Raw genomic sequence first — 12,965 nt, forward strand, 5'->3', positions numbered from 1 at the left:
TTGAACGTCGCAACACAAGAAATTTTGTTAGAGCCCGCAGACAACAAGCGTTTGCTCAGCCTGTGCGGCCCGTTTGATGACAACATCAAGCAACTCGAGCGCCGATTGGGCATCGAAATCAATCGCCGCGACAACCGTTTCAAGCTGGTCGGCAAAAACCTGTGCGTGGTTGCCGCCGCCGATATCCTGCGCCATCTGTACGTGGATACCGCGCCGATTCGCGGCGTGATCCCGGATATCGATCCGGAGCAAATCCATCTGGCGATCAAAGAGAGTCGGGTGCTGGAACAGGTGGCGGACAGCGTGCCGGATTACGGCAAGGCGGTCACCATCAAAACCAAGCGCGGTATGGTGAAACCGCGCACGCCTAACCAGGCGCAGTACATCGCCAATATTCTCGATCACGACATCACCTTCGGCATCGGCCCGGCGGGCACCGGCAAAACCTACCTGGCGGTCGCCGCTGCGGTGGATGCGCTGGAACGCCAGGAAATTCGCCGCATACTGCTGACCCGCCCTGCGGTCGAAGCCGGCGAAAAGCTGGGCTTCCTGCCCGGCGATCTGAGCCAGAAGGTCGATCCTTATCTGCGCCCGTTGTACGACGCCCTGTTCGAAATGCTGGGCTTCGAGCGCGTGGAGAAGCTCATCGAACGCAATGTGATCGAAGTCGCGCCGCTGGCCTATATGCGCGGCCGCACGCTGAACGACGCCTTTATCATCCTGGATGAGAGCCAGAACACCACCATCGAGCAGATGAAGATGTTCCTGACACGCATCGGCTTCAACTCGAAGGCGGTCATCACCGGCGACGTCACCCAGATCGACCTGCCGCGCAACCAGAAATCCGGCCTGCGCCATGCGGTGGAAGTGCTGTCGGACGTGGAGGAGCTGAGCTTCAACTTCTTCCACAGCGAAGACGTGGTGCGCCACCCGGTGGTGGCCCGCGTGGTCATCGCCTATGAGGCCTGGGAAGCCGCCGAACAGAAACGCAAAGACGCGATTGCCGAGCAACGTAAGCGCGAGGCGCTCGCCGCCTCCGAGCAGGAGACACCATGAGTCAGGTGATTTTGGATCTGCAGATTGCCTGTGAAAGCAGCGACGGCCTGCCGGATGAGGCCACCTTCCAGCGCTGGCTGGAAGGCGTGCTGCCGCAATTTCAGGAAGAGGCCGAGGTCACCGTGCGTCTGGTGGACGAAGCGGAAAGCCACGAGCTGAACCTGACCTACCGCGGCAAAGACAAGCCGACCAACGTGCTCTCTTTCCCGTTCGAAGCCCCGCCGGGCATCGAGCTGCCGCTGCTCGGCGATCTGATCATCTGCCGCCAGGTGGTTGAGCAGGAAGCGATTGAGCAAGGCAAAACGCTGGAGGCCCACTGGGCGCATATGGTTGTCCACGGCAGTCTTCATCTGCTAGGGTATGACCACATCGAAGACGATGAAGCCGAAGAAATGGAGTCTTTGGAAACCGAAATCATGCACGGACTGGGTTATCCTGATCCGTACCTGGCGGAAAAAGACCCCGTCTGACGTCAGCCGTTTACCCCACAGCCCCCATGCGGGGCTGTCGCTGACGCCCCTTAACTCTGACATGAGTGACAGTAACTAAAACGCCATGAGCGACGACCATTCACAAAGCAATGACAGCCCCAGTCCCAAGAAGGGGTTCTTTACTCTTATCCTTAACCAGCTGTTCCACGGCGAGCCCAAAAACCGTGGCGATCTGGTCGAGCTGATCCGTGATTCCGAACAAAACGACCTGATCGATCCCGATACCCGCGACATGCTGGAAGGCGTGATGGATATCGCCGAACAGCGCGTGCGCGACATCATGATCCCCCGCTCCCAGATGGTGACGCTCAAGCGCAACCAGACGCTGGAAGAGTGCCTGGACGTGATTATCGACTCCGCCCACTCGCGCTTCCCGGTGATCAGCGAAGATAAAGATCACATCGAAGGCATCCTGATGGCCAAGGATCTGCTGCCGTTCATGCGCGCAGACTCCGAGCCGTTCAGCATCGACAAAGTGCTGCGTACCGCGGTGGTGGTGCCGGAAAGCAAGCGCGTCGACCGGATGCTGAAAGAGTTTCGCTCCCAGCGCTATCACATGGCGATTGTCATTGACGAATTCGGCGGCGTGTCCGGCCTGGTCACCATCGAAGATATCCTGGAGCTGATCGTCGGCGAGATTGAAGACGAATACGACGACGAAGACGATCTGGATATCCGCCAGCTCAGCCGCCACATGTACACCGTGCGCGCGCTGGCGCCGATCGAAGACTTCAACGACGCCTTCGGCACCCATTTCAGCGACGACGAGGTCGATACCATCGGCGGTCTGGTGATGCAGGCCTTCGGCCACCTGCCGGCGCGCGGGGAAACCATTGAAATCGAAGGTTACCTATTTAAAGTTGCCATGGCAGACAGTCGACGTATCATCCAGGTTCATGTAAAAATTCCGGACGACTCTCCACCACCGAAACTGGAAGATTAAATCCAACATGGCTAAAGCCTCATTACTTGAACGCCAGTGGGTTCGCGCCCTGCTGGCGCTGTTGTCAGGTGCCGGCGGGACGCTGGCGTTCTCGCCCTACGATTTCTGGCCCGCGGCCATCGTCTCCCTGTTCGGCCTGCTGGCCGTTACCCTCAATCGCACCACCAAACAGTCTGCCCTGCTCGGCTTTGTCTGGGGCTTCGGGTTGTTCGGCAGCGGGATCAACTGGGTGTATGTCAGCATCGCCGATTTCGGCGGCATGCCCTTCGCCGTCAACATCTTCCTGGTGGCGCTGCTCGCCGCTTACCTGTCGCTGTATACCGGGCTGTTCGCCGGGCTGCTGACGCGCCTGTGGCCGGCCACCCGCTGGTGGCGGCTGGCCATCGCCGCGCCGGTGCTGTGGCAGGTGACCGAATTCCTGCGCGGCTGGGTGCTGACCGGCTTCCCGTGGCTGCAGTTCGGCTATAGCCAGATCAACGGCCCGCTGAAGGGCATCGCGCCGCTGCTGGGCGTCGACGCCATCACCTTTGTGCTGATGGCCATCGCCGGCCTGCTGGTGTACGCCGTCAATCAGCGCCGTCTCTCGGCAGCCGTGATTGCCGCCGCGCTGCTGCTGTTGCCGTGGCCGCTGCGCCAGCTGCAGTGGTTTACCCCGCAGCCGGAGAAAGCGGTGAACGTCGCCATGGTGCAAGGCAACATCGCTCAATCGATGAAATGGGATCCGAAAGTGCTGGTCAGCACGCTGCAAACCTATCTGGACGAAACCCGTCCCTACATGGGCAAGGCGCCGATCGTCATCTGGCCGGAATCCGCCATTCCGGATTATGAAGCCAATCAGAACGGCTTCCTGACGATGATGGACGACCTGATGCGGGCGAAGAACAGCAGCCTGATCACCGGCATCGTCGACGTGCGTGCCACGCCGCAGGGCCAGCAAATCTACAACAGTGCCATCGTGCTCGGTGAACCGACGCCGTACAGTTACCCGGCCAACGATCGCTACAACAAGCACCACCTGGTACCGTTCGGCGAGTTCGTGCCGCTCGAGACGCTGCTGCGGCCCCTGGCGCCGTTCTTCGACCTGCCGATGTCCTCCTTCAGCCGCGGCGACTACGTACAACCGCAGCTCAGCGTACGCGGCTACAACCTGACGGCGGCCATCTGCTACGAAATCGTGTTGGGCCAGCAGGTGCGCGATAACTTCCGCCCGGACACCAACTTCCTGCTGACCATCTCCAACGATGCCTGGTTCGGCCACTCCATCGGCCCGTGGCAGCACTTCCAGATGGCACGCATGCGGGCGCTGGAGCTCGGCCGACCGCTGCTGCGCAGCACCAATAACGGCGTCACCGCCGCGGTGGACGCGAATGGCGAGGTGATCGCCGAGATCCCGCAGTTCACCCGTCAGGTACTCGAAGTGAAAGTCACGCCGACCACCGGCCTCACGCCTTATGCGCGCTTCGGCGCCACGCCGCTGTGGGTGATGACCCTGTTGCTGGGCGGCTGGGCGCTGATGTTGGGCCTGCGCCGCAAATAGCCCTCTTCGTCGGGGCGCACCCGCTGCGCCCCGCTTTCCCGTCAAATCTTCCCTCAGTCAGAAAACGCCGTTAAATCAACGCGGCTGGCACACTCCTTGCTTTTATCTATGGCGACATCGCGCGCCGGTTTACTTTTGCTGACGTTTTGTCGCACCTGCGCACATTTTGGGTGCATTGAACGCACCGCACGGGTGCGCCGACGTTTTGTTGCATTAATTTGGTGCGCGCGGCGTCTCAAAAAATGAAACATTTTAGTTTCAAGGTGTTCACAATCGGTTATTTTTTAACAGCGTTCAGTTCATAAGACTATCTTTATAACTTGAGCAATAAACAGTCGATTTAACCTGACGCTCTTTAGTCAGAGCCACAACAACAGTAAAGGAGTTGGACCATGCAAATGCGTAAATTGGCGTTATCGTTACTGCTGCTCGGTGCGGCAGGTAGCGTGGCGCACGCGGAAGACCTGACCGGTACGCTGAAGAAAATCAAAGACAATGGCGTGATCGTTGTCGGCCACCGCGAATCGTCAGTGCCGTTCTCCTACTACGACAACCAACAAAAAGTTGTGGGCTACTCTCAGGACTACTCCAACCAAATCGTTGAAGCCGTTAAGAAAAAGCTGAATGCACCGAATCTGCAGGTGAAAATGCTGCCGATTACCTCGCAGAACCGCATCCCGCTGCTGCAAAACGGCACCTATGATTTCGAGTGCGGCTCCACCACCAATAACCTCGAGCGCCAGAAACAGGCCGCCTTCTCCGACACCATTTTCGTGGTCGGCACCCGCTTGCTGGTGAAAAAAGGCTCCGACATCAAAGACTTTAAAGACCTGGCCGGCAAACCGGTGGTGGTCACCTCCGGCACCACCTCCGAAGTGCTGCTGAACAAGCTGAACGACAGCGGCAAGATGAACATGCGCATCATCAGCGCCAAAGACCACGGCGACTCCTTCCGCACTCTGGAAAGCGGCCGCGCGGTGGCCTTCATGATGGACGACGCCCTGCTGGCGGGCGAGCGCGCCAAGGCCAAGAAGCCGGATCAGTGGGAAATCATCGGCACACCGCAGTCGAAAGAAGCCTACGGCTGCATGCTGCGTAAAGACGATCCTGCGTTCAAGAAACTGGTCGATGACACTATCGCCCAGGCGCAAACCTCCGGCGAAGCGGCCAAGTGGTTTGATAAATGGTTCAAGCAGCCGATTCCACCGAAAAACCTCAACATGAACTTCGAACTGTCGGACGACATGAAGCAGCTGTTCAAAGAACCTAACGACAAGGCATTGAACTAAATAGAATGACAGCCGGGGCGGCCGCCAGGCCAAACCGGCCCAGTTGATGACTGGGACAGACAGGTATGAGGGGGGCCGTTCCCCTCCCTCATTTTCCCCAAGGCGCATCACCGACATCCGCACACAATAAGCCAGCCAGACTGGCCGCGCGGCGATCGGCGCTCATCAAGTCATCAATCTTCGGCGCTCTGCGCCCGTTTACCGGAGTTTGTTATGTCAATAGATTGGAACTGGGGTATCTTCCTGCAGCAGGCCCCGTTTGGGAACACCACTTACCTCGGCTGGATCTGGTCCGGCTTTCAGGTCACGGTGGCCCTCTCCGTCTGTGCATGGATTATCGCTTTCTTCGTCGGTTCGCTGTTCGGTATCTTGCGTACCGTACCCAACCGCTTTCTTTCCGCCCTCGGCACCTGTTACGTCGAACTGTTCCGCAACGTGCCGCTGATCGTGCAATTCTTTACCTGGTATCTGGTGATCCCCGAGCTGCTGCCGGCCAATATCGGCACCTGGTTTAAAAGCGAGCTGGATCCCAACGTGCAGTTCTTCGTCTCTTCCATGCTTTGCCTGGGATTGTTTACCGCCGCCCGCGTTTGCGAACAGGTGCGCGCCGCCATCCAGTCCCTGCCGCGCGGCCAGAAAGCGGCCGGGCTGGCGATGGGCCTGACGCTGCCGCAAACCTACCGCTACGTGTTGCTGCCGAACGCCTACCGGGTGATCGTGCCGCCGATGACCTCGGAGATGCTCAACCTGGTCAAAAACTCCGCCATCGCCTCTACCATCGGGCTGGTGGACATGGCCGCGCAGGCCGGCAAGCTGTTGGATTACTCCGCACACGCCTATGAATCCTTTACCGCCATCACGCTGGCTTATATCGGCATCAACGCCGTTATCATGCTGTTTATGCGTCTGGTCGAAAAGAAAGTGCAGTTGCCTGGCAACCTGGGGAGTAAATAATGTACGAATTTGACTGGGCGTCGATCGTCCCAAGCTTCCCGTTTCTGCTGCAGGGTATGGTAATCACGCTGAAGATCACCGTGACCGCCATCGTGGTCGGCATTCTGTGGGGTACCGTGCTGGCGGTGATGCGCCTGTCGCCGTTCAAACCGATCAGCTGGTTCGCCACCCTGTACGTCAACCTGTTCCGCTCGGTGCCGCTGGTGATGGTGCTGCTGTGGTTCTACCTGGTGGTTCCAAGCTTATTACAACAGGTTCTAGGCTTATCGCCGAAAACCGATATTCGCCTGATCTCGGCTATGGTAGCCTTTTCCCTGTTTGAAGCGGCCTATTACTCGGAAATCATCCGCGCCGGCATCATCAGCATCTCGCGCGGCCAATCCTCCGCCGCGCTGGCGCTGGGCATGACCCATTGGCAATCCATGCGGCTGGTGATCCTGCCGCAGGCGTTCCGCGCCATGGTGCCGCTGCTGCTGACCCAGGGCATCGTCCTGTTCCAGGATACCTCGCTGGTTTACGTACTGAGCCTGGCCGACTTCTTCCGCACCGCGTCGACCATCGGCGAACGCGACGGCACCCAGGTTGAAATGATCCTGTTCGCCGGCTTTGTCTATTTTGTTATCAGCCTCGCCGCCTCGGCGCTGGTAAGCTATTTGAAGAAAAGGACTGTTTGATGATATCCCTGAAAAATGTTTCTAAGTGGTACGGTCACTTTCAGGTGTTGACCGATTGCACCACCGAAGTGAAAAAAGGCGAAGTGGTCGTCGTCTGCGGTCCTTCAGGTTCCGGCAAGTCCACCCTGATCAAAACCGTCAACGGCCTCGAGCCGATCCAGCAGGGCAATATCCTGGTGAACGGCACGCCGGTCAACGACAAGAAAACCAACCTGGCGCAGCTGCGTGCCAAGGTAGGCATGGTGTTCCAACACTTTGAGCTGTTCCCGCACCTGTCTATCATCGACAACCTGACGCTGGCGCAGGTGAAAGTGCTCAAGCGCGACAAATCCGCCTCACGCGAGAAGGGTCTGAAGCTGCTGGAGCGCGTCGGCCTCTCCGCCCATGCCAACAAGTTCCCCGGTCAGCTGTCCGGCGGCCAGCAGCAGCGCGTCGCCATCGCCCGTGCGCTGTGCATGGATCCTATCGCCATGCTGTTCGATGAGCCGACCTCTGCGCTCGATCCGGAAATGATCAACGAAGTGCTGGACGTGATGGTCGAACTGGCGAACGAAGGCATGACCATGATGGTGGTAACCCACGAAATGGGCTTCGCCCGCAAGGTGGCGAATCGAGTGATCTTTATGGACGAAGGCAAAATCGTCGAAGACCGCAACAAAGACGATTTCTTCAACAACCCCGAGTCCGATCGCGCCAAGGATTTTCTGGCCAAGATCCTGCACTAAACGCTCTGCCTATGCGCCCCGCCAGGGGCGCATCTTTTCCCCCGGCACTAAAAGCGCTTGTTTCTCCCCGGTTTTGATCCGATGCTCGCTGGATAACAAACAGAGGAGAAAGAACATGCCCCGCCCTATTATCATCGATTGCGATCCCGGCCTCGACGACGCCATCGCGCTGGCTATGGCGCTGCGTTCGTCAGAACTGGACATCAAAGCCATCACCACCTCCGCCGGCAACCAGACGCCGGAGAAAACCCTGCATAACGCGCTGGGCCTGTTGACCCTGATGCAGCGCGAGGACATACCGGTCGCCGCCGGCGCCAGCGGCCCGCTGATGCGCGAACTGGTGATCGCCGACTATGTCCACGGCAAAACCGGCATGGGCAACACCCACCTGCCGACGCCGACAATCAAACCCGATCCCCGCGGCGCCGTCGAGCTGATCGCCGACTTGCTGCGCGCCAGCCCGCAGCCGATAACCCTGGTGGTGACCGGCCCGATGACCAATATCGCCCTGCTGCTGGCCCAGCATGCCGAGCTGAAAAGCCATATCGAACGCATCGTATTCATGGGCGGCGGTATGAACGCCGGCAATACTACGCCTGTCGCGGAGTTCAACATCTTCGTCGATCCCGAAGCCGCCGAAATGGTGCTGAAATCCGGGGTGCCGCTGACCATGGCCGGGCTGAACGTCACCCATCAAGCGCTGGTGTTGCCGCAGGATATCGAGCGCATTCGCCAGATAGACAATCCGGTCGCGCAGGCGGTCGCGGAGATGCTCGATTTTTACCTGCCGCTGTACCTCAGCCATCCGCGCGGCCTGCCCGGCGCTGCGATGCACGATCCCTGCACCATCGCCTGGCTGCTGGCGCCGCAGCTGTTCACCGGCGTAGAACGCTGGGTCGGTGTGGAGACCAAAGGGGAATACACCGTCGGCATGACGGTGGTGGACTATTTCCAGCAAACCGGCAACGCGGCCAACGTGGAAGTGCTGACCAGCATCAACCGCGAGGGTTTTATCGATCTGCTGGCCGAGCGCCTGGCGCGTTATTGATCCCATCGGGGCGCGCTCGCGCCCCTCATTCAACTTTTTTGATTTAACTCAGCGAATTTTTGCGCTATCACTGTTGATGGCTTGCCTCTACCATGCGTTTACACCGACTGACATCGTCACCGATTAAACTTCGCCTGGAGATAAGCCAATGAGCCGCGTACTGGTCCTGAAATCAAGTATTCTGGGTGAATATTCCCAGTCTGGAAAATTAGTCGATTTTTTTGTTGAACAATGGCATGAAGCTCACCCAGAAGACACGTTCACCGTGCGCGACTTGGCTAACCCAACGCTGCCGGAGCTGGATGGCGAAGTGATGGCTGGCTTTACCGCCGGCGACAACCCGCTGACGCCGCATCAGCAGAGCACCCTGGCGCTTTCCGATGAGCTGATTGCCGAGCTGAAGTCGCACGACACGCTGATCATCAGCGCCCCGATGTACAACTTCAACATCCCGACGCAGCTGAAAATCTACTTCGATCTGATCGCCCGCGCCGGTCAGACGTTCCGCTACACCTCCGCCGGTGCCGAAGGGCTGGTGACGGGCAAGAAAGCGATCGTCATCTCCAGCCGCGGCGGCATCCACGCCGACACGCCGACGGATCTGATCACGCCGTACGTGAAGCTGTTCCTGGGCTTTATCGGCATCACCGACGTTGAATTCGTACTGGCGGAAGGCTTCGCCTACGGCCCGGAAGCGGCGGAGAAAGCCGCCCAGGACAGCCGCGTCGCGGTCGCGCAGAAAATCCCGGCCGGCGTCGCCGTACCGGCCAGCGCACCGGCGCAGGCGCAAGCCGCCCCAGCAGCCGTCAGCGGCGGTTTCCTGAGCAACCTGCTGAAGAAACTGTTCCGTTAAACGCCGGCCTTAGTGTTCCCCGCCCTGGCGGGGAACGTCATCAAGGCTCAAACGGCCGACGCTGGAACTGGTCGTGACCGCATTTCGGGCAAAGCGGCAGCACCTCCGGCGTGTAAAACGCCAGATGGTAGTGACACTGCTCGCACACCAGATTGCCCAACCCCACCACTTCACCGCTGTGATAAACGCCGTGATGGCTGACATCCTTGAACACTTCACGCCACTCCAGCTGGGTTTTGTCGGTGATATCCGCCAGTTCCTGCCACAGGCTCTCTTTGATCACCCGCATAAACACGCTGTCGGTAAACTCGTCCCGGCTTTCCTGATAGCTGCGGGCGAACTCTTCCAGATCGCGCCGCACCGCCTGCGTCACCTGCCGCACCTCGTCGCGGGTCAGATCTTCGGCCTCGTTCAACCGCCGCTCCGCGCTGGCCACCAGTTCGTCGATATCGCGTTCACCGTTTTTCAGGCGTTCGGTCAGTGATGCCACCAATTCGCGGTAATACTGAGCAACCTTGTTCATAGACTCTCCTCGATAAACGCTGCGCCGGGCTTGGCTGTAGGGATACCCCTAAGCTACTTGTTCTTATTTTAGCCGTAAATGACTGATGTCACTTGGCAAGACGCGGGATCCGCAGGTTGTGAGCCGCGTCATGGCGGCGTTTTTTTTAAATGCGCCGAGTCAGGCGCTTGGAGTTGTTGCCGAGAGGTCTTATCAGCTATGCTATGCGGATCTACGAATACTAAATGTTCATTGCGTTGCCTCTGACCGGGGCAACGGTTTACACCTACAGGACCACCGGCCGCCATGCAAGAGCAATACCGTCCAGAAGACATAGAATCGAACGTACAGCTTCACTGGCAAGAGAAGCAGACTTTCAAAGTTACCGAAGACGACAGCAAGGAAAAGTACTACTGCCTATCCATGCTGCCTTACCCGTCCGGCCGACTGCACATGGGCCACGTTCGTAACTACACTATCGGCGACGTGATCTCGCGCTATCAGCGCATGCTGGGTAAAAACGTACTGCAGCCGATCGGCTGGGATGCGTTCGGCCTGCCGGCGGAAGGTGCGGCGGTGAAAAACAACACCGCACCGGCCCCGTGGACCTACGACAACATCGAATACATGAAGAACCAGCTGAAACTGCTGGGCTTCGGCTACGACTGGGATCGCGAAATCGCTACCTGCCAGCCGGAATACTACCGCTGGGAACAGTGGTTCTTCACCAAGCTGTATGAAAAAGGCCTGGTCTACAAGAAGACCTCGGCGGTGAACTGGTGTCCGCACGATCTGACCGTGCTGGCCAACGAACAGGTTATCGACGGCTGCTGCTGGCGCTGCGACACCAAGGTCGAGCGTAAAGAGATCCCGCAGTGGTTCATCAAAATCACCGCTTACGCCGATCAGCTGCTGAACGATCTGGACACGCTGGAAAGCTGGCCGGAGCAGGTGAAAACCATGCAGCGCAACTGGATTGGCCGCTCCGAAGGCGTGGAAATCACCTTCGACGTGGCGGACAGCGAAGAGAAGCTGACGGTTTACACCACCCGTCCCGACACCTTCATGGGCGCCACCTACGTGGCGGTCGCCGCGGGCCACCCGCTGGCGCAACAGGGCGCGCGCAACAATCCGGCGCTGACCGACTTCATCGACGAATGCCGCAACACCAAAGTGGCCGAAGCCGAAATGGCGACGATGGAGAAGAAAGGCATGCCAACCGGCCTGTTCGTTGTCCACCCGCTGAGCGGCGAGAAGCTGCCGGTGTGGGTCGCCAACTTCGTGCTGATGGAATACGGCACCGGCGCCGTGATGGCGGTACCGGCGCACGACCAGCGCGACTGGGAATTCGCCACCAAATACGATTTGCCGATCAAACCGGTGATCCTGAACCTCGACGGCAGCCAACCTGACGTGAGCGCCGAAGCGATGACCGACAAAGGCGCGCTGTTCAACTCCGGCGAGTTTGACGGTCTGGACAACGAAGCCGGCTTTAACGCCATCGCCGACAAACTGGTCGCCAAGGGCGTGGGCCAGCGCAAGGTCAACTACCGTCTGCGCGACTGGGGCGTCTCCCGTCAGCGTTACTGGGGCGCGCCAATCCCGATGGTGACGCTGGAAGACGGCACCGTGATGCCGACGCCGGAAGATCAGCTGCCGGTGATCTTGCCGGAAGACGTGGTCATGGACGGCATCACCAGCCCGATCAAGGCCGACCCTGAGTGGGCGAAGACCACCGTTGACGGCCAGCCGGCGCTGCGTGAAACCGACACCTTCGACACCTTTATGGAGTCTTCCTGGTACTACGCGCGCTATACCTGCCCGCAGTACGACCAGGGCATGCTGGATCCGGCCGCCGCCAACTACTGGCTGCCGGTCGATCAATATATCGGCGGTATCGAACACGCCATCATGCACCTGATGTACTTCCGCTTCTTCCACAAGCTGATGCGCGATGCGGGCCTGGTGGATTCCGACGAGCCGGCCAAGCGCCTGCTGTGTCAGGGCATGGTGCTGGCCGACGCCTTCTACTACACCGGCAACAGCGGCGAGCGCGTCTGGGTATCTCCGGTTGACGCCACGGTCGAGCGCGACGACAAGGGCCGCATCATCAAGGCCACCGATCCGCAAGGCCGTGAACTGGTCTATGCTGGCATGAGCAAAATGTCGAAGTCGAAGAACAACGGCATCGACCCGCAGGAAATGGTGGAAAAATACGGCGCGGACACCGTGCGTCTGTTCATGATGTTCGCTTCACCGGCAGAAATGACGCTGGAGTGGCAGGAATCCGGCGTAGAAGGGGCTAACCGCTTCCTGAAACGCGTGTGGAAACTGGCCTACGATCACGTGGCAAAAGGCGCGGTACAGCCGCTGGATGTGGCGTCGCTGAACGAAGATCAGAAAGCGCTGCGCCGCGATCTGCACAAAACCATCGCCAAGGTGACCGACGATATCGGCCGCCGTCAGACCTTCAACACCGCGATCGCCGCCGTGATGGAGCTGATGAACAAGCTGGCCCGCGCGCCGCAGGAGAGCGAGCAGGATCGCGCGCTGCTGCAGGAAGCGCTGCTGGCCGTGGTTCGCATGCTGTATCCGTTCACCCCGCACGTGTGCTTCACCCTGTGGCAGGCGCTGGGCGGCGAAGGCGACGTGGACACCGCGCCATGGCCGGTTGCCGACGAACAGGCGATGGTCGAGGACTCCAAGCTGGTGGTGGTGCAGGTGAACGGCAAGGTTCGCGCTAAAATCACCGTATCTGCCGATGCGACCGAAGAGCAAGTGCGCGCGCGCGCTGCCGAAGAGCATCTGGTGGCTAAATATCTGGACGGCGTCACGATTCGCAAAGTGATCTACGTTCCGGGCAAACTGCTTAACCTGGTTGTGGGTTAACACA

General features: G+C 59.3%; 12 protein-coding genes. 11 read left to right on the plus strand and 1 reads right to left on the minus strand.

The window, feature by feature from the left end:
• The 10 genes from N6G83_RS12955 (at window position 1) to N6G83_RS13000 (ending at window position 9,570) form a co-directional block, all read left to right on the plus strand.
• The gene (locus N6G83_RS12955) at window positions 1-1,056 is read left to right on the plus strand and encodes a PhoH family protein (RefSeq protein WP_025301852.1); all 1,056 of its coding nucleotides are present in this window, start codon (window positions 1-3) and stop codon (window positions 1,054-1,056) included.
• Window positions 1,053-1,526: an rRNA maturation RNase YbeY gene (ybeY, locus tag N6G83_RS12960; RefSeq protein ID WP_016928766.1), complete on the plus strand. Its 474-nt coding sequence runs from the start codon at window positions 1,053-1,055 to the stop codon at window positions 1,524-1,526. Before N6G83_RS12955 ends, ybeY begins: the two co-directional genes overlap by 4 nt.
• Window positions 1,527-1,611: 85 nt before the next feature.
• On the plus strand, window positions 1,612-2,490 hold the full coding sequence (corC, locus tag N6G83_RS12965) for a CNNM family magnesium/cobalt transport protein CorC (protein ID WP_025301851.1): 879 nt from the start codon (window positions 1,612-1,614) through the stop codon (window positions 2,488-2,490).
• Window positions 2,491-2,497: 7 nt separating this feature from the next.
• Window positions 2,498-4,027: an apolipoprotein N-acyltransferase gene (gene lnt, locus N6G83_RS12970; RefSeq protein WP_260515448.1), complete on the plus strand. Its 1,530-nt coding sequence runs from the start codon at window positions 2,498-2,500 to the stop codon at window positions 4,025-4,027.
• 392 nt (window positions 4,028-4,419) lie between these two features.
• On the plus strand, window positions 4,420-5,316 hold the full coding sequence (locus N6G83_RS12975; RefSeq protein ID WP_025301849.1) for an amino acid ABC transporter substrate-binding protein: 897 nt from the start codon (window positions 4,420-4,422) through the stop codon (window positions 5,314-5,316).
• Window positions 5,317-5,529: 213 nt separating this feature from the next.
• A complete protein-coding gene (locus N6G83_RS12980) occupies window positions 5,530-6,270 on the plus strand; it encodes an amino acid ABC transporter permease (protein ID WP_019454074.1) in 741 nt (246 codons plus the stop codon).
• Window positions 6,270-6,944: a glutamate/aspartate ABC transporter permease GltK gene (gene gltK / locus N6G83_RS12985; RefSeq protein ID WP_025301848.1), complete on the plus strand. Its 675-nt coding sequence runs from the start codon at window positions 6,270-6,272 to the stop codon at window positions 6,942-6,944. The genes N6G83_RS12980 and gltK overlap by 1 nt, the downstream gene beginning before the upstream one ends.
• Entirely contained in the window at window positions 6,944-7,669 is a 726-nt protein-coding gene (locus tag N6G83_RS12990) for an amino acid ABC transporter ATP-binding protein (RefSeq protein ID WP_025301847.1), read from the plus strand. Before gltK ends, N6G83_RS12990 begins: the two co-directional genes overlap by 1 nt.
• A gap of 115 nt (window positions 7,670-7,784) precedes the next feature.
• Window positions 7,785-8,717, plus strand: a complete 933-nt coding sequence (gene rihA, locus N6G83_RS12995) for a pyrimidine-specific ribonucleoside hydrolase RihA (protein ID WP_043135761.1) — start codon at window positions 7,785-7,787, stop codon at window positions 8,715-8,717.
• A gap of 148 nt (window positions 8,718-8,865) precedes the next feature.
• Window positions 8,866-9,570: an FMN-dependent NADH-azoreductase gene (locus N6G83_RS13000; RefSeq protein WP_197826203.1), complete on the plus strand. Its 705-nt coding sequence runs from the start codon at window positions 8,866-8,868 to the stop codon at window positions 9,568-9,570.
• 40 nt (window positions 9,571-9,610) lie between these two features.
• On the opposite strand, the gene N6G83_RS13005 is transcribed toward N6G83_RS13000, so the two are convergent.
• The gene (locus N6G83_RS13005) at window positions 9,611-10,093 is read right to left on the minus strand and encodes a zinc ribbon-containing protein (RefSeq protein WP_025301844.1); all 483 of its coding nucleotides are present in this window, start codon (window positions 10,091-10,093) and stop codon (window positions 9,611-9,613) included.
• 285 nt (window positions 10,094-10,378) lie between these two features.
• Between N6G83_RS13005 and leuS the strand changes: the two genes are divergently transcribed.
• The gene (leuS, locus tag N6G83_RS13010) at window positions 10,379-12,961 is read left to right on the plus strand and encodes a leucine--tRNA ligase (RefSeq protein WP_164099554.1); all 2,583 of its coding nucleotides are present in this window, start codon (window positions 10,379-10,381) and stop codon (window positions 12,959-12,961) included.
• The last annotated feature ends 4 nt before the right edge of the window (window positions 12,962-12,965 follow it).

The sequence above is a fragment of the Serratia sp. PL7 genome (assembly GCF_945957435.1).

What these genes read in the sequence shown, in the direction of transcription:
- ybeY (WP_016928766.1), top strand. Translation starts at nt 1,053, where the DNA reads ATGAGTCAGGTGATTTTGGATCTGCAGATTGCCTGTGAAAGCAGCGAC.
- corC (WP_025301851.1), top strand. Translation starts at nt 1,612, where the DNA reads ATGAGCGACGACCATTCACAAAGCAATGACAGCCCCAGTCCCAAGAAG.
- lnt (WP_260515448.1), top strand. Translation starts at nt 2,498, where the DNA reads ATGGCTAAAGCCTCATTACTTGAACGCCAGTGGGTTCGCGCCCTGCTG.
- N6G83_RS12975 (WP_025301849.1), top strand. Translation starts at nt 4,420, where the DNA reads ATGCAAATGCGTAAATTGGCGTTATCGTTACTGCTGCTCGGTGCGGCA.
- N6G83_RS12980 (WP_019454074.1), top strand. Translation starts at nt 5,530, where the DNA reads ATGTCAATAGATTGGAACTGGGGTATCTTCCTGCAGCAGGCCCCGTTT.
- gltK (WP_025301848.1), top strand. Translation starts at nt 6,270, where the DNA reads ATGTACGAATTTGACTGGGCGTCGATCGTCCCAAGCTTCCCGTTTCTG.
- N6G83_RS12990 (WP_025301847.1), top strand. Translation starts at nt 6,944, where the DNA reads ATGATATCCCTGAAAAATGTTTCTAAGTGGTACGGTCACTTTCAGGTG.
- rihA (WP_043135761.1), top strand. Translation starts at nt 7,785, where the DNA reads ATGCCCCGCCCTATTATCATCGATTGCGATCCCGGCCTCGACGACGCC.
- N6G83_RS13000 (WP_197826203.1), top strand. Translation starts at nt 8,866, where the DNA reads ATGAGCCGCGTACTGGTCCTGAAATCAAGTATTCTGGGTGAATATTCC.
- N6G83_RS13005 (WP_025301844.1), bottom strand. Translation starts at nt 10,093, where the DNA reads ATGAACAAGGTTGCTCAGTATTACCGCGAATTGGTGGCATCACTGACC.
- leuS (WP_164099554.1), top strand. Translation starts at nt 10,379, where the DNA reads ATGCAAGAGCAATACCGTCCAGAAGACATAGAATCGAACGTACAGCTT.